This is a genomic window from Streptomyces sp. NPDC053076 (genome assembly GCF_044546845.1).
Taxonomy (GTDB): domain Bacteria; phylum Actinomycetota; class Actinomycetes; order Streptomycetales; family Streptomycetaceae; genus Streptomyces.
Map to the genome: position 1 here is coordinate 301,985 of NZ_JBITZL010000003.1, position 21,875 is coordinate 323,859.

Below are 21,875 nucleotides of genomic sequence, written 5' to 3' on the forward strand. Positions count from 1 at the left end.
ACGGCACGTCGGTCCGCGCCGGTCCGCAGCCGGCCCGGGGAGCCGGCCAAGGGCTCGAGGCCGCACGCCGGGCACCCGGTTCGGCCGTCCGTGCCGATACCCCGGACGGCGTAGTCCCGCTCGCGCTTTCGTCCCGTCACGGGTCGGCTGGCAGACAGCGGGACGCGATCGGCCAGGAGGTACGGTGACGGACGGCAGCGCACGCTCGGACGACCAGCCGGAACGGGCGGAGATACAGGCACTGCGGGAACGGGTGGTGGCGCTCGAGAGCGCACGGCGTCCGCCACCCGGCCATCGCTTCAGGGCCTTGGCCGCGGCCGTGCTCATCGTCCTCGGCTGCCTCCTGGCACCGCTCGCCGTCGTCGCCGCCTGGGCGGCCGGCGAGGTGGGCGACACCGACCGCTACGTGGCCACGGTCGCCCCGCTCGCCTCCGACCCCGCCGTGCAGAACGCCGTCGCCGACCGGGTCACCGACGCGCTCATGACCCGTATCGACCTGCCCGCCCTGCTCGCCGACGCGGCCCCCCAGGACCGGCCCCGCCTGCGGAAGGCGCTGGGCGGCAGGCTGGGCGACTCCCTCGAAGGAGCCGTACGCAGCTTCGTCCACGACAAGGCGCGGGCGGTCACCGCGTCGGACGCCTTCAGAACGGTCTGGACACAGGCCAACCGCGGGATCCACAGCTCCCTCGACAAAGCCCTCACCGGTGCCGGCGGCGGCGCGGTACAGCTGAAGGGCGACACGGTCGCCCTCGATCTCGGCCCCCTCGTGGACCGGGTCAAGCAGCGTCTCGTCGCCGCCGGAATGACCGCCGCCGGGCGCATCCCCGCGGTGCACACCGACTTCACCCTGGTCAGGTCGGAGCAGATCGGCAAGGCCAAGACGTACGTGCGGCTGCTCCAGATCGCCGGAAACTGGCTGCCGGTACTGGCCGTGCTGCTGGTCGCCGCCGGCGTACTGCTGTCGGTGCGGCGACGCCGGGCCCTGGTAGCGGGCTGTCTGGGCGTCGCCGTCGCCACCGGCGTTCTCGGTGTCGCACTGCGCGTGTTCCGGGTGCTCTACCTCGACCGGCTGCCCGCCGACGTCTCCCAGGACGCGGCCGGCGCCGTCTACGACGCACTGACCCACTTCCTGCGGACCTCCGTGCGCATGGTCGTGGCCCTCGCCGTCGTCGTCGCCCTGGGGGCCTGGCTCACCGGCCCGGGCCGGCACGCCGGGCTCGTCCGGCGGCTGTGGACCTCCGGGATCGGAGCGGTCCGCGCCACCGCCGACCGCGCCGGTCTGCGCACCGGGCCGGTCGGTCCCCTCGTACGCCGCTACCGCACATGGCTCACCTGGATCCTGGTGGCCCTGTCGTTGCTGGTCTATCTGCTGTGGCCGTTTCCCACCGGCTGGGTGGTCGTCGGCATCGCCCTGTGCCTGCTGTTCCTGCTGGCCGTGACGGAGTTCCTGGCGGCGGCACCGGACACCGTCGAACGGGCCTCGGCGGGGGCGCCCGGCTGACCCGCATCGGCGCCCGTCGTACCTCGGCCGCCGCTGCCGTCCGTCACCCGGTCGGCCGCACCCATGTGGCGGAAACCCGCTGCCGAACCGAGGGTCGAAACAGTCGGAGGGACGTCCCGGACGCCGTCCGCCACACGAGATCGGAGCGTCGCCATGACCGCACAGCCCCACTCGGAATCGCCCTCCGGCGGCACCCGTACGGCGCCGCCGGACCCGCGCGGCCCCTGGGCCACCGGCGGCACTACCTTCGCCGGCGTGCTGTTGCTGCTGAACGGCATCCTGGCCGTCCTGGAGGGCATCTCCGCCATCGCCGCGGACGACGTCTACCCGCGCATCGACACCTACGTCTACAAGATCAACCTCACCGGCTGGGGCTGGATCCTGCTCGTCCTCGGCGTCATCGCCGTTCTCGCCGGCGGTGGCATCCTCGCCGGCGCCGCATGGGCCCGCGCGGTCGGCATCGTGCTGGCCTCCCTGAGCCTGCTGGCACAGTTCCTCTTCCTCCCGTACGCGCCGGTGTGGTCGGTGATCACGATGGGCATCGACGTGTTCGTCATCTGGGCACTCGCGGCCTACCAGCCGGACACCGCGCGCCGCTGACGCCCCGCCGTCCGGTCGGACGCCCCCGACGCGGCGGGGCTTGTCCGACCGGACACCCCCGGGACAGCGGGGTGGGTCAGGTCACATATGACCTGATTCGCATCCTCTCCCGGGCGGGCCGGACGCCGGACTACCGTTGCGTGGAGCCCCTGTACTCCCTCGCACCTCGGACGGCCCGGCTGTGCTCACTGACCTGTCCCCCCTGATCGCCGCGACAGCGCGCTGGCTCACAGGCGCCTACCCGCCCTCGGGCGGCGCGCTGGCCTCCGCGCTGTGCGAGGCACAGGCCCGGCAGGCGGTGACGGTCGCCGCCCGGCTGCGGTACCCCACCGCCCTCGACGCCGGCCTGGTCACCATGGCGGGCCCCGGGGGCGCGGCCCGCCTCGACTGGATCACCGGCGCGGAGCCGGCCGGCGACCACCCGGCCGAGGAGTGGGCGTGGCGCACCTGGGTCGACGAGGTCGTGGCCAGCTGGGCCGCCGCGCTGCTCACCGACGCCGACCTGGCCGGCCTCGCCGTCGTCGCACTCGCCGACGGCGACCACACCGCGGACACCGCGGCCGAGTTCCGCCGGCTGCTCGCCCCCGACGAAGGCGACCGCCGCGCCGCGGCCCTGCTCCGCCACCCCGACCTGCTCGCCCCCGTGGCCGAACTGCACCACGGCCAGCTCCTCGACCGCCTCACCCCGGGGCGGGCCCTCGCGGCCTGAGGCCGAGCACGGGCCCCCGCCGACGGGGTCCGCGGGCGTACGCCCCCGCACGGGGACACCCGGACGGCGCCGGTGGCCGAGTTACGCCCCCCGGGGGGAAAGGCTCGGTCATGACCTTCAAGAATCCCGTGCACCGCGGCGGCCCCCGCCGCCGCGGCCGGTTCGAGCAGTTCGCCGAGTACGCCTCGAACTTCACCAGCTCCCCGGCGTTCTTCCTCTTCTGCCTGCTGCTCGTCGGCTTCTTCGCCGCCGCCCACGTCGCCCATCTGCCGCTGGAGCTGCTGCTGCTCGCGGGCGAATCCATGACGGCGGTCACCCTCCTCCTCCTGGCCCTGCTGAAGAACGCCGAGGTGCGCGCCGAGCACGCCATCCAACGCAAGCTCGACGCGATCGCCGCGGCCCTGCTGGAGGCGCACCGGGACGAGCCGGGCCGGCCCTTCGACGATCTGCGCAATGCGATCCGGATGGAGGAAGAGACCTGACCCGGGCAAGCGAAACGCCGACACGGTCCTTCCCGGCACCCCGAGGAAGGACGAGCATGCCGTGTCATGGACATTTTGCTCGTCGCCAGCGCGTTCAACAGTCTGTCCCAGCGTCTGTACGCCGAACTGTCGGATCACCGGCACCAGGTCGATGTCGTCCTGGCCGCGCACGGCCCCGAGCCGGTCCGGGCGGCCGTGCGCGAGATGCGCCCGGACCTGATCATCGCGCCGATGCTCCGGACCGCCCTGCCCGAGGACGTGTGGCGGGAGCACACCTGCCTGATCGTCCACCCCGGCCCGCCCGGTGACCGCGGCCCCTCCTCGCTGGACTGGGCCATCGCCGGCCGGGCGCAGCAGTGGGGCGTGACCGTGCTCCAGGCCGAGGCGGCCATGGACGCGGGCGCGATCTGGGCGGCCGAGCCCTTCCCCGTCCCGCCCGTCGGCAAGAGCGACCTCTACCGCAACGAGGCGTCCGACGCCGCCGTCACCGCCGTCCTGACGGCCGTACGGCGCTACGCCGAAGGCTCCCACAAGCCGCTGGCACAGACCGACGAGTCGGTCACGGTCGTCTGGCGCGACCTCTTCCGGCAGGAACGGCGGCGGATCGACTGGGAGCGGGACGACACCGAGACGGTCCTGCGCACGCTCCGCGGTGCCGACTCCCAGCCCGGCGTCCTGGACGAACTCCTCGGCCACGAGGTGTTCCTGCACGGCGGACACCCCGAGGACCGGCTGCGCGGCCGTCCCGGCACCCTGCTGGCCCAGCGCGCGGGCGCCGTCTGCCGCGCCACCCGGGACGGCGCCGTCTGGATCCCGGAACTGCGCCCCCGCAAGAACTCCGGCGACCCGGCGCCCTTCCGCCGGCCGGCCGCCTCCGTACTCGCCTCCTACCAGCCCGGCCTCGGGCTCCCCGAGGACCCCGCCCCACTGGAACTCCCGCCCGGCAGGCACACCTGGAGCGACATCCGCTACCGGCAGCACGGCGACGTCGGCTTCCTCGCCTTCTCCTTCCCGGGCGGCGCGATGAGCACCGACCAGTGCCGCAGGCTGCTCGCCGCCTACACCGAGGCGCTCACCCGTCCCACCCGTGTCCTCGTCCTCGGCGGGACGCGCGACTTCTTCTCCAACGGCATCCACCTCAACGTCGTCGAGGCGGCCCCCGACCCGGCCCAGGAATCCTGGACGAACCTCAACGCGATGGACGACCTCGTGGAGGCCGTGCTGCGCACCACCGACCGGCTGGTGGTGGCCGCGCTCGCCGGCAACGCCGCGGCCGGCGGCGCCATGCTCGCCCTCGCCGCCGACCAGGTGTGGTGCCGGACGGGCGTCGTCCTCAATCCGCACTACCGGCGCATGGGCCTGTACGGCTCGGAGTACTGGACGTACACCCTGCCGCGCCGCGTCGGCGCCGAGCAGGCCGGCCGGCTGACGACCGACGCGCTGCCGGTCAGCGCCGCGACCGCCGCACGGCTCGGGCTCGTGGACCGGCTGGTGCCGGCCGCACCACGGGACTTCGCGGCCGAGGTCGAGCGACTGGCGGCCGGACTCGCCGCCGACCCGGACCTGGACCGGCGCCTCGCCGAGAAGGCCGCGGCCCGCACCGCCGACGAACAGGAACGGCCCCTGGCCCGTTACCGCGAGGACGAACTGGCCCGCATGCACGCCATCTTCTTCGACCCCGCGGCCCCCTACCACGCCCTGCGTTCGGCCTTCGTCCGCAAGACGCCGGGCGGCTCAGCCCGCCCCCTCGCCCCGGCCCTCGGAGACCTCCGTTGACGCCGCGACTGCTGGTGGCCGGCGTCGGGAACATCTTCCTCGCCGACGACGCCTTCGGCCCCGAGGTGATCCGCGCCCTGGAGGACCGCCCCCTGCCGACCGAGGTACGGGTACGCGACTACGGCATCCGCGGCATGGACCTCGCCTGCGACCTGCTGTCCGGTTACGCCACCGCCGTCCTGGTCGACGCGGCCCCGCGCGGGCACCGCCCCGGCACCCTCTCCCTGATCGAGGCCGAACCCCCCGACGGCACCGTCCCGCCCGAGGCCCACGGCATGGACCCGGCGAAGGTGCTGGCCCTGGCCACCCATCTGGGTGACGAGCCGCTGCCCAGGGTCCTCGTCCTGGCCTGCGAACCCGCCGTCCTGCCGGGCGACGACGACATCCTCCCCGGACTCAGCACGACGGTGCGGGAAGCCGTCGGCCGGGCCGTGGAGGCGCTGCACACGCTCGTCCCCGCGCTGCTCGACGACCCCGCCGGGCTCCTGCCCCCGTTGGGCCGCCCGATGGAATCAGGGACCCCCCGCCCGGCTGCGCTGCCCGGCATCGTGCCCGGCGGGGCCGAAGATCGGTGAGACCCCGGGCCGCACGGATGCGGCCCGGCCTCCGTCACCGCATCCGAGGAGCAGCGCCCATGTGCCGGTCCGACGTCAGACAGGCCGTCCTGGCGAAGAACGACGACCTGGCCGCGAACCTGCGCGGCGACCTCGCCCGGCAGGGCGTGACCGTGGTCAACCTGCTGTCCAGCCCGGGCAGCGGCAAGACCGAACTGCTCGGCCGGGTCCTGGCCCGGGCGGTGGAGCAAGGCGTCCCGGTGGCCGCGCTCACCGCCGACCTGGCCACCGAGAACGACGCCACCCGGCTGGCCCGCTCCGGCGCCCCCGTCCAGCAACTGCTCACCGACGGGCTGTGCCACCTGGAGGCCCGCCAGGTCCGGGCCAGGCTCGAGGGCTGGCTGCCGCCGGACACCTCCGTGCTCTTCGTGGAGAACGTCGGCAACCTGGTCTGTCCGGCCGCCTACGACCTCGGGGAGACCCTGCGGATCGTGCTGATGGCGGTCACCGAGGGCGAGGACAAGCCGCTGAAGTACCCCACCGCGTTCGGCTCCGCGCACCTGGTCGTCATCACCAAGACCGACCTCGCCGGCCCGGCCGGTTTCGACGAGAGCCTCTTCCACGAGAACGTGCACCGGGTCAATCCGGGCGTGGAGATCGTGCGGTCCTGCGCCCGTACCGGCGCCGGTGTCGGGACCCTGCTGGAACGTGCCCTCGCCGCCCGCGACGGCGCCCCGGCGCACCGGCCGCCCCTCGCCCCGCACCCCCACGGCCACCACCACGCCCCGTCCGCCCCCGTAGCATGACCGCCCCCGCCGCCGGACTGGTCCGCCGTCGGCTCACCGTGCGCGGCACCGTCCAGGGCGTCGGTTTCCGCCCGCACGTGCACCGCCTGGCCGCCGGTCTCCGCCTGACCGGGTTCGTCGGCAACACCGGCGACGGCGTGCTCATCGAGATCGAGGGACCGGCGGACGAGGTGGACCGCTTCTGCGCCCTGCTGGCCGAACAGCCGCCGCCCCTGGCCACCGTCACCGGCATCGACGGCGTCCACCTGCCCCCCACGGGCGAGACGGGCCCCTTCACCATCCGCTCCACCGAACGGGCCCCCGGCCGCACCCAGCTCCCGCCGGACACCGCGACCTGCGCCGACTGCCTGCGAGAACTGGCCGCCCCCGGCGACCGCCGCCACCGCCACCCCTTCGTGACCTGCACCCACTGCGGCCCCCGCTTCACCATCGCCACCGGCATGCCCTACGACCGGGCGGCCACCACCATGGCCGGCTTCCCGATGTGCCCCGCCTGCGCCCGCGAGTACGACGACCCGGCCGACCGGCGCTTCCACGCCCAGCCCGTCGCCTGCCCCGACTGCGGCCCGCGCCTCGTGCTCACCCCGGCCGCGGGCCTCGGCGTCCGCCCGGCCCGGGACGCGGAGGCCCTCGCGACGGCACGGGCGCTGCTCGCCGACGGGCGGATCATCGCCGTCAAGGGCGTCGGCGGCTACCACCTGGCCTGCGACGCCGCCGACCCCCGGGCGGTCGCCGCCCTGCGCCACCGCAAGGAGCGGGGCGGCAAGGCGTTCGCGGTGATGTGCGCGGACCTGGCCACGGCCGAGCGGATCGCGGTCCTCTCCGGCGCGGAACGGGCCGCCCTCACCGGCGCCCGCCGCCCCATCGTCCTGCTGCGCCGGCGCACGCCCCCGGACGGCCTCCGCCTCGCCGACCAGGTCTGTCCGGGCAGCCCACGCGTCGGCGTGATGCTGCCCTACACCCCGGTCCACACCCTGCTGTTCGGGCTGCCCGGCGATCCGCCCGGCCCCCGGGCGCTGGTCATGACCAGCGGCAACCGCTCCGGCGAGCCCATCGTCACCGACGACGCCGAGGCCCTGACCCGGCTGGCCGGCCTGGCCGACGCCTGGCTCGGCCACGACCGGCCCATCGCCGCCTTCTGCGACGACTCCCTGCTCCGGGTCCGTCCCGACGGCACCGAACAGGTACTGCGCCGCTCCCGCGGGTACGTCCCCCGCCCGCTGCGCCTCCCGCTCCCGGTCCGGCCCACGCTCGCGGTGGGCGGAGACCTGAAGAACGTGCCCTGCCTCGGCGAGGGCGAGCACGCCTGGCTCGGCCCGCACATCGGCGACATGGGCGAACTGGCCACCCTGGAGGCCGCCGAACGGGCCGAACGGCACCTGACCCGCCTCACCGGAGTCACCCCGCGTCAGGTGGCGGCCGACCGGCACCCCGGCTACCACTCGACGCGACGGGCCCGCGGCCGGGCCGTCCGGCTCGGTCTGCGGGAACCGGTGTTCGTCCAGCACCACCACGCGCACATCGCCTCCTCGATGGCCGAGCACGGCCTCGACGGCGGCACACCCGTGATCGGCGTCGCCTTCGACGGCACCGGCTACGGCGACGACGGCACGGTGTGGGGCGGGGAGATCCTGCTCGCCGACTACAGCCGGTACCGGCGCTTCGCCCACCTTCTCCCCGCGCCGCTGCCGGGCGGGGACGCCGGTGTCGCCAACCCGTGCCGGCTGGCGCTCGCGCGGCTGTGGGCGGCGGGGCTGCCGTGGACGCCGGATCTGCCGAGCGTCACCGCCTGCTCGGACACCGAACGCGCGGTGCTGCGCCGGCAGTTGGAACGACAAGTCGCCTGTGTGCCCACCTCCAGCATGGGGCGGCTCTTCGACGCCGTGTCCTCACTCGTCGGCGTGTGCCACCGGGCGGGGTACGAGGCACAGGCCGCGACGGAACTGGAGGCGGTGGCGCTGGAGGCCGGCGGCGCGGACACCGTGGCCTATCCCTTCGGCCTCAGCGGTACGGACAGCCTCGCCTGCGACCCCACGCCGATGCTGACGGCTCTTCAGCACGACCGGGCCCGCGGCACCCCCGCCCCCGTACTCGCGGCCCGCTTCCACCGCGGTGTCGCGCGGGCCGTCACGGAGATCTGCCACCGCGCCCGCACGGCGACCGGCCTGACCACCGTCGCCCTCACCGGAGGCGTCTTCGCCAACGCCCTGCTGGAGGAGGAGTGCGCCGCCCTGCTCACGCGGGACGGCTTCACCGTCCTGCGGCACGGCGAGGTCCCCCCGAACGACGGGGGTCTGGCGCTCGGCCAGTTGATGGTCGCGGGAACAGCCAACAACCACGAGACGGAGTGACCCATGTGTCTGGCAGTCCCCGGCAAGGTCGTGTCCATCGACCAGCGCGCCGACCCCCTCACCGGGCTGATCGACTTCGGCGGAGTGCAGAAACAGGCGTGCCTGGAGTACCTGCCCGACGTCCAGGTGGGGGAGTACGTCATCGTCCACGTCGGATTCGCGTTGCAGCGCCTCGACGAGGAGTCGGCCCGGGCGTCCCTGGAGCTGTTCGAGCAGCTGGGCCTGCTGGAGGAGGAGTTCGGTGACGCCTGGGAGCAGGCGGCCCGGCAGGAGAGCGGGAGTGAAGTCCAGTGAAGTACATCGACGAGTTCAACGACCCCGATCTGGCACGCCGGTTGCTGGACGAGATCCGGGCCACCGCCACCCGGCCCTGGGCGTTGATGGAGGTCTGCGGCGGCCAGACCCACTCCATCATCCGCCACGGCATCGACCAACTCCTGCCGGAAGAAGTGGAGTTGATCCACGGCCCCGGTTGCCCGGTCTGTGTGACGCCCCTTGAGGTCATCGACAAGGCTCTGGAGATCGCCGCCCGCCCCGGCGTGATCTTCTGTTCCTTCGGTGACATGCTCCGCGTGCCGGGCACCGACCGGGACCTGTTCCGGGTCAAGAGCGCGGGCGGCGACATCCGCGTGGTGTACTCACCGCTCGACGCACTCGACCTCGCCCGCAAGAACCCGGACCGCCAGGTGGTGTTCTTCGCGATCGGCTTCGAGACGACCGCGCCCGCCAACGCCATGGCCGTGCACCAGGCCCGCCGGCTCGGCCTGGACAACTTCAGCCTGCTGGTCTCCCACGTCCGGGTCCCCCCGGCGATCGAGGCCATCATGACCGCCCCCAGCTGCCGGGTGCAGGGCTTTCTCGCCGCCGGGCACGTGTGCAGCGTCATGGGCACCGCCGAGTACCCGGAGCTGGCCGAGAAGCACCGCGTGCCGATCGTGGTGACCGGTTTCGAGCCGCTGGACATCCTCGAGGGCATCCGCCGCGCCGTCCACCAGCTGGAGCGCGGCGAGCACCGGGTGGAGAACGCCTACCCCAGGGCCGTACGCGACCAGGGCAATCCGGCGGCCCTGCGCATGCTCGAGGAGGTCTTCGAGGTCGCCGACCGCAACTGGCGCGGCATCGGCCCCATCCCGGCCAGCGGCTGGCGGCTGACCGACGCCTTCCGCGCCTACGACGCCGAGCACCGCTTCGACGTCACCGGCATCCGTACCGAGGAGCCCGCCGTGTGCCGGGCCGGAGAGGTCCTGCAGGGGCTGATCAAGCCGACCGAGTGCGAGGCGTTCGGCACGGCCTGCACCCCGCGCACCCCGCTCGGCGCCACCATGGTCTCCAACGAGGGCGCCTGCGCCGCCTACTACCTCTACCGCCGCATGACCGACAGCCCGGCCCAGCAGGGATCCCGTATCCCGCGCGAGGAGATGAACCCCGTTGGCTGACCTCGCCACCGAAGCGGTGGAAGCGACCGGACCGGTCGTCGACCCCGCGAACTGGACCTGCCCCGCCCCCCTGCGCGACCAGCCGGTCGTCGTCATGGGCCACGGCGGAGGCGGCGCCCTGTCCGCCGAACTGATCGAGCAGATCTTCGCGCCCGCCTACGGCAACCCCACCCTGGCCGCCCTCACCGACTCGGCCGTCCTCGGCCTGGGCGGTGCCCGGCTGGCCTTCTCCACCGACTCCTACGTGGTACGGCCGCTGTTCTTCCCCGGCGGCAGCCTCGGCGACCTGGCCGTCAACGGCACCGTCAACGACCTGGCGATGAGCGGCGCCCGGCCCGCCTACCTCTCCACCGCCTTCATCCTCGAAGAGGGCGTGGAACTGGCCGTGGTGGAACGTGTCGCGTGGGCCGTCGGCGCGGCGGCCGAGGCGGCGGGCGTCACCGTCGTCACCGGCGACACCAAGGTCGTGGAGTCCGGGCACGGCGACGGCGTCTACGTCACCACCGCCGGCGTGGGCCTCGTACCCGACGGGGTCGACATCCGCCCGCAGCGCGCCCGGCCGGGCGACGCCGTCATCGTCAGCGGGCCCATCGGCCTGCACGGGGTGGCGATCATGAGCGTGCGCGAGGGCCTGGAGTTCGGGGTCGAGATCGCCTCCGACACCGCGCCCCTGGCGGACCTCGTGGCCGCGATGCTCTCGGTCACCAAGGACATCCACGTCCTGCGTGACCCCACCCGCGGCGGCCTCGGTGCGTCCCTCAACGAGATCGCCCGCGCCTCCGGGACCGGTGTCCGGCTGCGCGAGCGGGCCATCCCCGTCCCGGACGAGGTCGCGAACGCCTGCGGCTTCCTCGGCCTGGACCCGCTGTACGTCGCCAACGAGGGCCGGCTCGTCACCTTCGTACCCCCGGAGTACGCCGACGCCGTGCTGGCGGCGATGCACGCCCACCCGCAGGGCGCCGGAGCCGCCCTCATCGGCGAGTGCGTGGCCGACCACCCGGGCATGGTGGTCGTCGCCACCGGTCTCGGCGGCACCCGGGTGGTGGACCTGCCGCTGGGTGAGCAGCTGCCCCGTATCTGCTGAAGGCCCGGACCATGACCGTGACCGGCCCCGCCGCGAAGGCGGGGCCGGTCACGTCTGCACGCCGGTGATCTCCAGTTCGCGTCCGCTGCGCAGCTCCTGCGACGGCCGGTCACAGCTCGGGCACCAGAAGAACGGGGGCATGCCGAGCGCGAACTCCTCGGCGCACTCCCCGCACCAGGCGTGCGCGGGCACCTGCTCGACCACGAGCCGGGCCGACGCGAGGGCCGTACCGTCGCGGGCCACCTCGAAGGCGAAGTGCAGCGCGTCCGGTACCACACCCGCGAGCTCTCCGACGCGGACGGTCACCGACGAGACACCGTCGGCGCCGTCCGCCCGGGCGATCTCCCCGGCCTGCTCCACGATCGCGGTCGCGATCGACAGCTCGTGCACGCCGGCCTCAGGGGTACCGGTGGTGAGCGCGCAGTCCCCCGGTCATCCGGTAGATCCGCAACTCGCGCACGATACCCGGGAGTTCCTTGACGAACAGGGCCGCGGCCACACTGCCGGCCAGCGCGGCCTGCGCCGCGAGCAGCTGTCGTCCCGACATTCCCTTCCGCACGGTCCTTCTTCTTCGCATGGCCAGGTTCATGGCGTCACTTCCTGCTCTCTCATCCCGGTGAGATGTTCGGCATGTCCTTCACCAGGGCGTCATGCCGCTTCCAGTGGATACCGGTGGAGCGGCGCGCGTCGGAGCTGCCGTCCTGGTGATGTCCGGTCTGGTGCTTGTACGGGCCCCTGTTGCCCTGGTGCAGTCCGCGCACGTGGGAGGGCGTGTCGGGCTTGGCCTGGGGACGGCCCACTCGGATGCTTCCCATGTCCGATCTCCTTCCGGGTCCTCACGACCGCTCGGTCAGCTCCCTGAAGAACTGTTCTACGGCCGGCCAGACCCGGCCGCCACCGGAGAGGCCCCGCCACTCGCGGCGGACCAGGGCGGTCATCCGGTAGCAGTCGTCGACCGGCACGATCCAGTGTTCGTCGAGGCCGCGCACGGTGTTCACCAGCAGGGCCTCCACATCCGGTGTCATGGCGGCGAGCTGCGGCACCGCGGCGGCCAGCCGCTGCCAGGCCGCCGCGTCCACCTCCCAGCGCATGGCCCCGGCCGGGCTCGGCCCCTGCGCGGTGACCGTGCCGTCGGCGCGCGGCACGAAGAACACCAGCCCCACCGGGACACCGAGCACCCCGGTGTCGACCGGCGGCAGCCGCAGCCGGCGCCGGGGCACGAGCCGGTAGCGGGCCTCACCCGCCCCGGCGTCGGCGAACAGCACCGAGCAGGGCCGGCACACGCACCGCACCTCGGCGGCACCGGTGTCGTACAGATGAGGGTGCTCCTCGGTCACGCGGGCCGCGCACAGCTCGCACGTCTCGGCCTCGGCCCTCTCGGCACGGCCGGCGGTGGAGCGGATCACCCGGGCGAGCGCCCCGTCCACGCTCACCGCGCCTCCTGCGGCGTGGCCCGGCGCTTGATCGTGCTCAGCGGTACGAACGCCGGAGTCGCCTTGCGCTCCTCGGTGACCGCCTCGACCGACTCCAGCTCCGGGGCCACCGCGAGGACGGCGGCCCGCACGGCCTCCAGGACGTCGGCCGACCCGCCGCCGCACCCGGAACCGCAGCCGCCGCCGCTGCTCAGCCGGACCCGGGCCACCTGTCCCTCGACGCCGGCCCAGGTCAGGTCACCGCCGCGCTCGCGCACCGCCGGACGCAGCTTCTCCACCGCGCGCGCGGCCCGGCGCTCGCACGGCTCGGGGTGGATGTCGTGGAGCACCAGCAGGTGGCCGAGCAGTTCGTCCTCCGCCAGCTGCGCCCGCAGCGGCTCCGCCGCCTGGTCCAGCACCCGGGCGAGGGCCTCGCCGTAGACCTCGGTCAGCAGCCGCACCGCCTCCAGGGCCGGCCCCCCAGCGGTCTCCAGCCCGGCCAGCACCTCGTCGAGACGGGCGAGCCGCGCCTCCACCGCCGCATCCGGCAGCCGTACGGCGGCGTCAGCCATGGTTGGCGCCGTACGTCGGCGAGTGGACGGTGGTCAGGGTCTTGCCCTTGCCCATGTACATGTGGACGCCGCACGGCAGACAGGGGTCGAAACTGCGGACGGTGCGCATGATGTCGACGCCCTTGAAGTCGTCGGGCCCGTTCTCCTCGAAGATCGGCTGGCCCTGGACGGCGTCCTCGTACGGGCCCGGGGTGCCGTAGATGTCGCGGGGGCTGGCGTTCCACGGGGTGGGCGGGTACGGGTGGTAGTTGGCGATCTTCTTGTCCCGGATGACCAGGTGGTGGGAGAGGACACCGCGCACCGCCTCGTGGAAGCCGCAGCCGATCGACTCGTCCGGCACCTCGAAGTTCTCGAAGACCTTCGTGTCACCGCTCTTGAGCATCCCCATGGCCTCCTCCAGGAACTGCAGGGCCATGGCGGCGGCGTAGGCGATGAAGTACGGCCGGGCGCGGTCCCGTTCGAGGGTGTTGCTCCACTTCGGGATGCGCCACTCCAGGGTGGTCTCCGGCAGCTTCTCGCCCTTGGGCAGGGTGATGCGGATGCCGCCGCCGGTCGCCTTGACGTACGGCGTGTCGACCAGGCCGCTCAGGGCGGTCGACCAGAGCCGGGCGAGGGGGCCGCCGCCGGTGTCCAGGGCGAGGTGGTCGCCGGTCTCCGGGTGGTACCAGCGGGGACTCATGACCCAGCTGTAATTGCCCTCGAAGTCCCGCTTCTGCGGCACCGGCACCGTCGTCTGGTTCCACGGGTGGCGCATGTCGACGGGGTTGCCGAGCGGGTCGTGGGTGACGAAGGGGTCCTCGTTGACCCAGTCCTCGTAGAAGGAGCTGCCCAGCATGATGCGCAGGCCGAGGTTGATGTCGATGAGGTTGTTGGTGACCAGCTTGCCGTCCACGATGATGCCCGGGGTGACGTACATCGCCCGGCCCCACTCGTTCATCGTCGCGTAGCGGTAGTCGACGACGTCCGGGTTCTGGAAAGCACCCCAGCAGCCCAGCAGGATGCGGCGCCTGCCGACCTCCTCGTAACCCGGCAGGGCCTCGTAGAAGAAGTCGAAGACGTCGTCGTTCATCGCCACCGCCTTCTTGATGAAGTCGATGACGTGCATGAGCCGGCTGAGGTAGTCGGTGAACGTGTTGGGCTGCGGCATCGTGCCGACCCCGCCCGGGTACAGCGTGGAGGGGTGCACGTGCCGCCCCTCCATCAGGCAGAACATCTCCCGGGTGATCCGGCTGACCTTCAGCGCCTCCTTGTAGACCTCGCCCTCGAAGGGGTTGAAGGCCTTCATGATGTCGGCGATGGTCCGGTAGCCGTGGATGTCACCGCGGGGCGCGTCGGTGCGCTCGGCGCGGGCCAGGACACCGGGGTTGGTGGCCTTGACCATCGCCTCGCAGAAGTCCACGAAGACCAGGTTGTCCTGGAAGAGCGTGTGGTCGAAGATGTACTCCGCCGCCTCACCCAGGTTGGTGATGTGCTCGGCCAGCTTCGGCGGCTTGACGCCGTAGGCCATCTGCTGGGCGTAGTTGGAGCACGTGGTGTGGTTGTCGCCGCAGATGCCACAGATCCGTGAGGTGATGAACCCGGCGTCCCGCGGGTCCTTGCCCTTCATGAACACCGAATAGCCGCGGAACAGCGACGAGGTGCTGTGGCACTCCACGACTTCCTGGTTGGCGAAGTCGATCTTCGTGTAGATCCCCAGGTTGCCGATGATCCGGGTGATCGGATCCCAGGACATGTCCACGATCTGGGCGGGCTTGCGTCCCGTGCCCCGGGACTCGGTGGTGGTCATCTGCGGTACTGTCCCTTGCTGTTCGGGTTCGGCTGTCGGGTGGCGGGATGCGGGGCGGGCGCGGTCACCGGGCGTGTCACGCGCGCCAGTGCGGGTCGTAGCCGCTGGTCAGCTTGCGCTTGTTGTGGCGCCACTTGGGTTCGTGGTTCACCATGTCGTTGGTCAGACCGCGCAGTCGGCGCATGACCGCGCCGTACGGCCTGATCACCATCGTCGACAGCGTGCCGCCCGGCGGTTCGTCCATGAACGGCATGAAGGCGTCGGGGAAGCTCGGCATGGTGCAGCCGATGCAGATGCCGCCCACGTTCGGGCAGCCGCCGATGCCGGCCATCCAGCCGCGCTTGGGCACGTTGCAGTTGACGACCGGACCCCAGCAGCCGACCTTCACCTGGCACTTGGGGGAGTTGTAGTCCCTCGCGAAGTCGCCCTGCTCGTAGTACGCGGCCCGGTCGCAGCCCTCGTGCACGGTCTTCCCGAACAGCCACTGCGGACGCAGCATGTGGTCCAGCGGCGGCGGGGGAGCGGCACCGGCCGCGTGCTGGAGCACCCAGACCAGGGTCTCCATGAAGTTCTCGGGCTGGATCGGACAGCCGGGCACATTGACGATCGGGAGCCCCGAGCGGGCCTTGAACTCCCAGCCCAGGTAGTCCGCGAGCCCCATGCAGCCGGTCGGGTTGCCGGCCATGGCGTGGATGCCGCCGAACGTCGCACAGGTGCCGGCCGCGACCACCGCCCACGCGTTGGGCGCCAGTTGGTCGATCCACTCGTTCAGCGTCTGCGGCTCACCGGTTTCCGGGTCGTTGCCGAACGACGTCCAGTAGCCGTCGCCCTCGATGATGTTCTGGTTCGGGATCGAGCCCTCGATGACGAGGATGAACGGCTCCAGCTCACCGCGTGCCGCCGCCCGGTAGGGGGCGAGGAAGTCCTCGCCGCCCAGGCTCGGCGAGAGCACCTTGTTGACGAGGTTCACCTTCGGCAGGCCCGGGATCAGCCCGAGCACCACGTCCTCGATGGACGGCTGGCCCGCGGCGGTCAGCGACACGGTGTCGCCGTCGCAGCTCATGCCCTCCGAGATCCAGAGGATGGTGATCTCGTCGAAGCCCTCGCGCGCCTCCGCCCTGCTGGGCTCGCCGCTGACTTCGGTGGTACCGCTCTGTGTGGTCATGTCTGGGCCTCCGTTGCAGCCGGTCTCGAAAACCGTCTAGGCCGCGGCCAACGGGGCCGCGAGGGTCGGTGCGGGGGGTTCGTCGGGGGCGGCGGCCGTTCGGTGGTGGTGCGCCGGCGCCTCAGGCGTGGGCATCGGACCGTCCCTTCTCGGGGCGGTCGGCCGGACGTGCGGGCCGTGGGGACTGCGGCCGGGGCGGGCGGACCTGGCCCGGTGCGTCCGTGACCTCGAGCGGCTCGACCTCATCGGGACGGAAGTAGTGGAACCGGCCGTACCAGCCGTGCAGTTCGGCGGCGGGATCGTCGTCCACGGTGACGGCCAGGTGGACGCTGCCGTCCACGTCGTGGAAGATCGCGGAGACCTGCGCGGTCCGCCCGTCCAGGAACATGTCCTGGGCGTCGGCACCCCGGCCGCGCGGGCGCAGCCGCACCCGGCTGCCGCCGCCCACGGGCACCCCGCCCACCAGCACGGTGTCCGTCGTGGGCGACAACCCCTCGTCGCCGCCCTCCTGCCACCAGGCGGGCCGGCCCGGGGCCGGTGCCTGAACGGGTGTCAGGGAGCGGATGGTGCCGTGCAGCCGGGCGAAGACCTCCTGGGGCATGGTGTCCACGCGATCGACGATCCGGGCGGCCCGTGGATCGGTGGCCCGCGCCTCGGCCTTCTCCTCGTCGGTCAGCAGCATCGTGCGCAGCGTGAGGATCTCGTCGATCTCCGCCGCGTCGTGCAGATCGCCGGGGCTCTCCGGCGCCACCTGCGGATGGTCCGGCAGGATGATCGGCGCGGAGAGCAGGAGCGAGCCCGTGGCCCCGTCCTCGCTGTCGGACTCCGGCGGTCGCCCGCCGAGCACGGGGAACGTGAAGGCGTTACGGCAGCCGCGCACCAGCTCCGCGAGACCGGCCGGCGGATCGATCAGCGACACGAACTCGACGCCGTCGCCGGCGAGGAGGGTGTGCGTGGCGAGCAGTGCCTGTCCCAGCACCGCGCTCCGCGGGGCCTGCGGGTCCGGCGCCTCGGCGCAGTTCTCGGTACGCACGCGCAACCGGTACAGCTCCGGGGCCAGTGGCTCGGCCACGACCGTCGTCTCGGCCCGCACCTCCCGGCGGCGCCGCACCGTCCGCCCCGCCCCGGCGGGCAACGGCTCGTACTCGGCCCCGGCCGGTGCTCCCACGGCGGCGGTCCGCCCGCCCCACAGCAGCTCCTCCAGGGTGAACACCAGCTCGGTCTCGCGGGGCACCGCCTCCTCGAACGACAGCTGAGTGATCCCGTCCGCCGTCCGCAACGACTCGACCGGGCGATGCCCCCCGTCCGCGTCGGCCGCCTCCACCTGCTTGTGCTGGAGTTGCAGATACCGCACCCGCACCCGTACGGCCGCGTCGCCGCGCCGCACCCGCAGCAGGCACTCGGTCCGCTGGTACCAGGAGTCGGCGGAGCCGGAGATCCCGGGTGTGACCGGTCCGTCCCGCTCCACCCAGTTCCGGGGCAGCAGTACGCCGAACTGCCAGCGGACCCGGTTCTTCGCCGAGGACCGGCGATACGGATACAGCAGATACCCCTCGTACAGCACGGCATCCGCAACGGCGCTCAGCTGCGCACAGCCCTCGCCGGCTCCGTTCACCACGCTCGCTCCTCGCCACTCGTGATCCACGCTTCCCTCCCCACGGTCACACCCGTCACGCCGGCCCGCCCCTCCGGCGCACCGTCATTGGGCCGGACAGGGGAGGCGGCCCACCACGTCGAAACATTCGAGAAGAGCGGAGAGGTCCTCCCCTCAGCCTTTCTCGACTGTCGAACTACGGCAGGTAAACCGGCAGTTCACTGTGCCGATGGGATGCCGAATCTTTCGAGATGCCGACCGAAACCGTGGACAGTGCCATGTGCCGGCTCCATCACGCCGTACCCCGCAGGCGACAACCGCGGCGGCGGGGGTGTCGGGGGCGCCCGCGATCGGTCACGGCGCGTTAGGTGGTTCGGGCAGCCGTTCCAGGGCGACCAGCGCCGCGTCGTAGGCGCACAGGGCGGTCGTCCGCAGCAGTCGGGTGTACGGCCGCGCGAAAGCCGCGCCACACGTGCCGGCCGCCCCGGGGTGCACGTCGAGGAGCCGGCCCGTGGCGGTGAGCTGCTGCGCCACGTCGGTCGCATGAGGCACATGGCGATTCTGCGGCTCGGGCCGGGGCCGGGGTACGGTCCTCTGTCGGGTTCGCGCCCACGCCCGTACACTGCGGATCCACAGACAGGCGGGCGCAGTTGACCGGGGGGAGCCGTCATGTCCGGAGGTCCGTACGGTCCGAGCCAGGGGTTCGACGGACCGCCGCTGCCGCCCATGCCGCCGGGTCCGCCACCCGTACCGGCCGGCCCGCCGCCCGTGCCGCCGGACACCTGGCGGGCCGTCGCCGTCGCCCTGCTCAACCTGAGCGGTCTCGGGCTGGGGTACGCCCTGCTGCGGCGCTGGGTGCTGATGGCCGCCTGCTGCGCGGCGACCGGCGCGCTCCTGCTGGTCGCGCTCCCCGCGGACGCCGACGGCGTCCCCGGGGCCGCGCTCGTCGGCTACGCCGTACTCCTGCTGGTGGCCGCCGTCCACGGCGGCCTCGCCGGACGGCGCACCCGGATCGCGTGGCCGGGCAGAGCACCGCTGGCGGCCTTGCTGGGCGTGCTGCTGCTCGCGGTTCCGGCCGGCGGCGCCCTCTGGTACGAGGACGCCCACGACGAAGCCGTGGAGCAGGCGCTCCTCGCCCGGCTGGAGCGTGCCGACGAGCTGGTGGCCGCGAACGGCCGGCAGTCGTTCAGCACCGCCGTACCGGACTACCGGAGGGCCCTGGACGTCTACCGCGACATCGCCGTGCACCACTCCGGCTCCCGCGCGGCCCGCGAAGTCCCCGACAGGCTGCGCACCTACTACACGACGGTCGCCGCCGCCTACGGCCATCACGAGTACTGCGACGCCATAGAGCCGCTGAAGTATCTCCGCACCGTGCCCGGCACGGTGCCGAGGGCGCGGCTCGGCTCGCTGGCCGGCTGGCCCGACGACCGGCTCGCCGTCTCCCTGTACGAGTGCGGGGCCGAGCACCTGACGGCCGGCGAGGCGGACTGGGTGACCCGCTTCGGCGACCTGCTGGACACCTTCCCGCGGTCCGCGGCGGCGGCCAAGGTGGCACCCGTCGTCGACACGGCGGTGAAGGATGCGGAGAAGGCCGTCGGCGGCGACGAACCCTGCGCGGCCGTAGAGCGGTTGCGCACCCTGGACACCCGGATCGGTGACCTGTCCACCTCGTCCGGTGACCCGGACGGCACACTGGCGAAGGCCGCGAGCCGGGCCGGCCGGAGCGGCGGCGCGGGCGAGTACGCCTGCGGCGTCGACCAGTACGAGGACGGCGACTTCGACGCCGCCCGGAAGACCATGGAGCAGTTCGCCGCCGATCACGGGCACGACAGGAACCGGGCCCGCGCCCAGAAGATCGCCATAGCCGCCGAGGTCGCCCAGACGGTCCCCGCGGCCGGCCGGAAGCTGCCCACCACGGCCTCCGGCGGCAGCATCTCCGTGACGGTCAAGAACGACAGCCCGGACGACGTCACCGTCCTGTACACCGGCCCGGTCACCGGCAGCTTCACCCTCAAGGGCTGCGGCGGCTGCAAGGCGTACTCGCCGGCCGACACGCTGTTCTCCGGCTTCAAGCCCTGCAACGACAGCGGCAGGCACTACCCGCAGCGCACCATCGCCCTCCCCGTCGGCACCACGTACTTCGTGCACAGGCCGAACGGCAGCAGTACCGCGACCCCGGCGTCGGACACCGCCCGGCTCAGGTCCGGCTACGTCTACACGGAGTGTGCCTACTCGACCCAGCGGCTGGGCTCCGGGTACTGACCCGCCGCAACGGCCGGCCGGCGCCCCGTGAGCGCGGTGACGGCGGCGCCGGGGTCACAGGCCCATGGAGATGGCCACGCGGGTCAGCTCGGCCGTGTTGGTGATGTTGAACTTGGCCCGGATGCGGCGCAGGTACGCGTCCACGGTGTGGGTGGACAGTCCCATGTGGCGGGCGGTCTGCAGGTAGGTGCGGCCGGCGGCGATGTGCCGGAGCGTCTCCCGCTCACGCGGAGCCAGCGCGGGGGCGGGGGCTTCGATGGGCGACGGGGCGAGGGTGGCGCTCATGGTATTTCCTCCGGCGGAACGGCTCGGGGCTGTCCGTTTGGGGTACTTTGCCCTTGTTCCACCAGATTGCTCGCCCGACTTCATCGGACTGTCCGCCGACTGTCACGGGCGTGTCACAGGGGCCGGGGAGCGGTTTGGTCCACCTGGTCCGCGCCCGGCCGACGAGTCCCTCAGGCGACCGCCGAGCGCGCCGTCCGCTCCACCAGGTGCACACCGTCGGTCATGGACGCGCTGCCGTCGGACAGGACGGCGACGAGATACCGGTGCCCCCCGGCCGTGACCTGGCCGACGCTGTTGACGTCCCAGAGGCCCGTGGTGTCGCGCTGCAGCCAGCCGTTCTTCAGTACCTTCCGGGACCCCGGGCCCCCGATCGCGGAGACACCCCAGGTCTGCTCGGGTACGACATGACTCATCAGGGCGCGGACGTAGGCGCGGGACTCCGTGTCGAGCCCGCCGGAGCCCGCGTGGGCCGCGCCGCCGGAGTCGAAGACGGCCCGCAGCAGCTTTATCTGGTCACCGGCGGTCGTCCGGGTCAGTCCCCACTTGCCGCCCGGGCCGCCCTTCGTGGCGGTCAGTCCCAGCCGCTTGTTGGCGGCCGCGAGCCCGGAGGCCCGGCCGATCCGCCGCCACAGGGCGTTGGCCGCGGCGTTGTCGCTGCGCCGGATCATCGGCTCGGCGAGGTCCCGCTCCCGCGCGGAGAGATGCCGCCCCGCGTCCTGCGCCTGGAGCAGCAGCGTCGCGAGGATGTCGACCTTGACGATGCTGGCGGTGTCGTACGCCCGGTCCGCGCCGTGGACCACGGGCGTGCGGCCGGTGGCGTCCAGGTCGAGCACGGCCGCCGTGGCGTGTGCCGAGTTCTTCCTGGGCGGTGCGGAGCCGGCGGCTGCCTGGGACGGCTGCAGAAGGCCGGCGGACAGGAGGGCGGCGGCCGAGACGACGAGGGCGCCGGCCTTGGTCCGTGCTGTGTGGGGGGAGCGGGACGACATGGGTCACGAACGTAGACAAGAAGTGCGCCCGGCGACGTGGCACCCGTCACCTCCGGCCCCTGTTCGCCCCGCTTTGTGAGAAGAGCCACCGACGGAGCACCGACCGGGGCCGAGCGAGCGCGGGGAGCGCGGCGCTGAGGGGACGGGAGCCGGAGGGCCGGGGGATCGGAGGGGCCGGGGGCGGGGGCGACCGGAGCGGTGGGGGAGGGGGACGGGCACTTGAGGGGCGTGGGCGGCCGGGGGGTGTGTGTCGGGTGGAGGCTGGGCGACCGACGGGGGTGGATGGCTGGTGGGGCTGGGCGACCGACGGGGGTGGGTGACTGGTGGGGCTGGGCGACCGACGGGGGTGGGTGACTGGTGGGGCTGGGTGACCGACGGGGGGTGGATGGCTGGTGGGGCTGGGTGACCGGTGGGGGCGGGCGACCGGTGGGGGCCCTGGACCGCGATGAGCGACCGATGGGGCGCATTGTGTCGGCGGGTCGGCTCCCCGGCGGCGTGTACGCGCGCCCGG

At 73.1% G+C, this 21,875-nt stretch carries 23 protein-coding genes; 12 read left to right on the forward strand and 11 right to left on the reverse strand.

Translation table 11 applies throughout. The annotated features are described in order from the left end of the window. Positions 1 to 184: 184 nt before the first annotated feature. The 11 genes from ACIGYR_RS14910 (at position 185) to hypE (ending at position 11,299) form a co-directional block, all read left to right on the forward strand. A complete protein-coding gene (locus ACIGYR_RS14910; protein ID WP_399599195.1) occupies positions 185 to 1,501 on the forward strand; it encodes a hypothetical protein in 1,317 nt (438 codons plus the stop codon). Positions 1,502 to 1,654: 153 nt separating this feature from the next. Next, on the forward strand, positions 1,655 to 2,101 hold the full coding sequence (locus ACIGYR_RS14915) for a hypothetical protein (RefSeq protein WP_399599197.1): 447 nt from the start codon (positions 1,655 to 1,657) through the stop codon (positions 2,099 to 2,101). 181 nt (positions 2,102 to 2,282) lie between these two features. Next, positions 2,283 to 2,810: a hypothetical protein gene (locus tag ACIGYR_RS14920; RefSeq protein ID WP_399599199.1), complete on the forward strand. Its 528-nt coding sequence runs from the start codon at positions 2,283 to 2,285 to the stop codon at positions 2,808 to 2,810. 110 nt (positions 2,811 to 2,920) lie between these two features. Next, positions 2,921 to 3,292 (forward strand): hypothetical protein, encoded by a 372-nt coding sequence (locus ACIGYR_RS14925; protein WP_399599202.1) that lies wholly within the window; start codon positions 2,921 to 2,923, stop codon positions 3,290 to 3,292. Between the two features lie 66 nt (positions 3,293 to 3,358). After that, positions 3,359 to 5,068 (forward strand): enoyl-CoA hydratase-related protein, encoded by a 1,710-nt coding sequence (locus tag ACIGYR_RS14930; protein ID WP_399599204.1) that lies wholly within the window; start codon positions 3,359 to 3,361, stop codon positions 5,066 to 5,068. Further along, complete coding sequence (locus ACIGYR_RS14935) at positions 5,065 to 5,643, forward strand: hydrogenase maturation protease (RefSeq protein WP_399599206.1); 579 nt, start codon at positions 5,065 to 5,067, stop codon at positions 5,641 to 5,643. Before ACIGYR_RS14930 ends, ACIGYR_RS14935 begins: the two co-directional genes overlap by 4 nt. Before the next feature lie 59 nt (positions 5,644 to 5,702). After that, entirely contained in the window at positions 5,703 to 6,428 is a 726-nt protein-coding gene (hypB, locus tag ACIGYR_RS14940; protein ID WP_399599209.1) for a hydrogenase nickel incorporation protein HypB, read from the forward strand. Further along, positions 6,425 to 8,779, forward strand: a complete 2,355-nt coding sequence (hypF, locus tag ACIGYR_RS14945; protein ID WP_399599211.1) for a carbamoyltransferase HypF — start codon at positions 6,425 to 6,427, stop codon at positions 8,777 to 8,779. The genes hypB and hypF overlap by 4 nt, the downstream gene beginning before the upstream one ends. Positions 8,780 to 8,782: 3 nt before the next feature. Next, on the forward strand, positions 8,783 to 9,073 hold the full coding sequence (hypC, locus tag ACIGYR_RS14950; RefSeq protein ID WP_391842909.1) for a HypC/HybG/HupF family hydrogenase formation chaperone: 291 nt from the start codon (positions 8,783 to 8,785) through the stop codon (positions 9,071 to 9,073). Beyond that, positions 9,070 to 10,215 carry a hydrogenase formation protein HypD gene (gene hypD, locus ACIGYR_RS14955; protein ID WP_391842907.1) on the forward strand — a complete coding sequence of 382 codons (1,146 nt, stop codon included), beginning with the start codon at positions 9,070 to 9,072 and terminating at the stop codon, positions 10,213 to 10,215. The genes hypC and hypD overlap by 4 nt, the downstream gene beginning before the upstream one ends. Then, on the forward strand, positions 10,208 to 11,299 hold the full coding sequence (gene hypE / locus ACIGYR_RS14960) for a hydrogenase expression/formation protein HypE (protein ID WP_391842905.1): 1,092 nt from the start codon (positions 10,208 to 10,210) through the stop codon (positions 11,297 to 11,299). Before hypD ends, hypE begins: the two co-directional genes overlap by 8 nt. A gap of 48 nt (positions 11,300 to 11,347) precedes the next feature. On the opposite strand, the gene hypA is transcribed toward hypE, so the two are convergent. The 9 genes from hypA to ACIGYR_RS15005 all read right to left on the reverse strand — a co-directional run bounded on the left by hypA (position 11,348) and on the right by ACIGYR_RS15005 (position 18,380). Beyond that, on the reverse strand, positions 11,348 to 11,689 hold the full coding sequence (gene hypA, locus ACIGYR_RS14965; RefSeq protein WP_399599215.1) for a hydrogenase maturation nickel metallochaperone HypA: 342 nt from the start codon (positions 11,687 to 11,689) through the stop codon (positions 11,348 to 11,350). A gap of 7 nt (positions 11,690 to 11,696) precedes the next feature. Continuing rightward, a complete protein-coding gene (locus ACIGYR_RS14970) occupies positions 11,697 to 11,846 on the reverse strand; it encodes a hypothetical protein (RefSeq protein WP_399599218.1) in 150 nt (49 codons plus the stop codon). Positions 11,847 to 11,907: 61 nt separating this feature from the next. After that, complete coding sequence (locus tag ACIGYR_RS14975) at positions 11,908 to 12,114, reverse strand: hypothetical protein (RefSeq protein ID WP_391842899.1); 207 nt, start codon at positions 12,112 to 12,114, stop codon at positions 11,908 to 11,910. 21 nt (positions 12,115 to 12,135) lie between these two features. Then, positions 12,136 to 12,732: a DUF5947 family protein gene (locus ACIGYR_RS14980; RefSeq protein WP_391842897.1), complete on the reverse strand. Its 597-nt coding sequence runs from the start codon at positions 12,730 to 12,732 to the stop codon at positions 12,136 to 12,138. Next, positions 12,729 to 13,283 (reverse strand): NifU family protein, encoded by a 555-nt coding sequence (locus ACIGYR_RS14985; protein ID WP_399599221.1) that lies wholly within the window; start codon positions 13,281 to 13,283, stop codon positions 12,729 to 12,731. Before ACIGYR_RS14985 ends, ACIGYR_RS14980 begins: the two co-directional genes overlap by 4 nt. After that, positions 13,276 to 15,069 carry a nickel-dependent hydrogenase large subunit gene (locus ACIGYR_RS14990; protein ID WP_399599224.1) on the reverse strand — a complete coding sequence of 598 codons (1,794 nt, stop codon included), beginning with the start codon at positions 15,067 to 15,069 and terminating at the stop codon, positions 13,276 to 13,278. The genes ACIGYR_RS14985 and ACIGYR_RS14990 overlap by 8 nt, the downstream gene beginning before the upstream one ends. 76 nt (positions 15,070 to 15,145) lie before the next feature. Then, positions 15,146 to 16,234: a hydrogenase expression protein HypE gene (locus ACIGYR_RS14995; RefSeq protein WP_399599226.1), complete on the reverse strand. Its 1,089-nt coding sequence runs from the start codon at positions 16,232 to 16,234 to the stop codon at positions 15,146 to 15,148. A gap of 121 nt (positions 16,235 to 16,355) precedes the next feature. Next, on the reverse strand, positions 16,356 to 17,852 hold the full coding sequence (locus ACIGYR_RS15000) for a hypothetical protein (protein ID WP_399599229.1): 1,497 nt from the start codon (positions 17,850 to 17,852) through the stop codon (positions 16,356 to 16,358). 330 nt (positions 17,853 to 18,182) lie between these two features. After that, positions 18,183 to 18,380: a hypothetical protein gene (locus ACIGYR_RS15005; RefSeq protein ID WP_399599232.1), complete on the reverse strand. Its 198-nt coding sequence runs from the start codon at positions 18,378 to 18,380 to the stop codon at positions 18,183 to 18,185. 174 nt (positions 18,381 to 18,554) lie between these two features. On the opposite strand from ACIGYR_RS15005, the gene ACIGYR_RS15010 reads away from it, so the two are divergent. Further along, positions 18,555 to 20,093, forward strand: a complete 1,539-nt coding sequence (locus ACIGYR_RS15010; RefSeq protein ID WP_399600222.1) for a hypothetical protein — start codon at positions 18,555 to 18,557, stop codon at positions 20,091 to 20,093. Positions 20,094 to 20,147: 54 nt separating this feature from the next. On the opposite strand, the gene ACIGYR_RS15015 is transcribed toward ACIGYR_RS15010, so the two are convergent. Both ACIGYR_RS15015 and ACIGYR_RS15020 read right to left on the reverse strand, forming a co-directional pair. Continuing rightward, positions 20,148 to 20,378 (reverse strand): response regulator transcription factor, encoded by a 231-nt coding sequence (locus tag ACIGYR_RS15015; RefSeq protein WP_399599234.1) that lies wholly within the window; start codon positions 20,376 to 20,378, stop codon positions 20,148 to 20,150. A gap of 170 nt (positions 20,379 to 20,548) precedes the next feature. Continuing rightward, positions 20,549 to 21,364 carry a serine hydrolase gene (locus ACIGYR_RS15020; RefSeq protein ID WP_399599235.1) on the reverse strand — a complete coding sequence of 272 codons (816 nt, stop codon included), beginning with the start codon at positions 21,362 to 21,364 and terminating at the stop codon, positions 20,549 to 20,551. Positions 21,365 to 21,875 lie beyond the last annotated feature (511 nt).

Excerpts from the sequence above, each read along its gene's own strand:
- ACIGYR_RS14915 (WP_399599197.1), top strand. The coding sequence starts at position 1,655 with ATGACCGCACAGCCCCACTCGGAATCGCCCTCCGGCGGCACCCGTACG.
- ACIGYR_RS14925 (WP_399599202.1), top strand. The coding sequence starts at position 2,921 with ATGACCTTCAAGAATCCCGTGCACCGCGGCGGCCCCCGCCGCCGCGGC.
- ACIGYR_RS14930 (WP_399599204.1), top strand. The coding sequence starts at position 3,359 with ATGGACATTTTGCTCGTCGCCAGCGCGTTCAACAGTCTGTCCCAGCGT.
- hypB (WP_399599209.1), top strand. The coding sequence starts at position 5,703 with ATGTGCCGGTCCGACGTCAGACAGGCCGTCCTGGCGAAGAACGACGAC.
- hypF (WP_399599211.1), top strand. The coding sequence starts at position 6,425 with ATGACCGCCCCCGCCGCCGGACTGGTCCGCCGTCGGCTCACCGTGCGC.
- hypC (WP_391842909.1), top strand. The coding sequence starts at position 8,783 with ATGTGTCTGGCAGTCCCCGGCAAGGTCGTGTCCATCGACCAGCGCGCC.
- ACIGYR_RS14970 (WP_399599218.1), bottom strand. The coding sequence starts at position 11,846 with ATGTCGGGACGACAGCTGCTCGCGGCGCAGGCCGCGCTGGCCGGCAGT.
- ACIGYR_RS14975 (WP_391842899.1), bottom strand. The coding sequence starts at position 12,114 with ATGGGAAGCATCCGAGTGGGCCGTCCCCAGGCCAAGCCCGACACGCCC.
- ACIGYR_RS14985 (WP_399599221.1), bottom strand. The coding sequence starts at position 13,283 with ATGGCTGACGCCGCCGTACGGCTGCCGGATGCGGCGGTGGAGGCGCGG.
- ACIGYR_RS14990 (WP_399599224.1), bottom strand. The coding sequence starts at position 15,069 with ATGACCACCACCGAGTCCCGGGGCACGGGACGCAAGCCCGCCCAGATC.
- ACIGYR_RS14995 (WP_399599226.1), bottom strand. The coding sequence starts at position 16,234 with ATGACCACACAGAGCGGTACCACCGAAGTCAGCGGCGAGCCCAGCAGG.
- ACIGYR_RS15010 (WP_399600222.1), top strand. The coding sequence starts at position 18,555 with ATGCCGCCGGGTCCGCCACCCGTACCGGCCGGCCCGCCGCCCGTGCCG.
- ACIGYR_RS15015 (WP_399599234.1), bottom strand. The coding sequence starts at position 20,378 with ATGAGCGCCACCCTCGCCCCGTCGCCCATCGAAGCCCCCGCCCCCGCG.
- ACIGYR_RS15020 (WP_399599235.1), bottom strand. The coding sequence starts at position 21,364 with ATGTCGTCCCGCTCCCCCCACACAGCACGGACCAAGGCCGGCGCCCTC.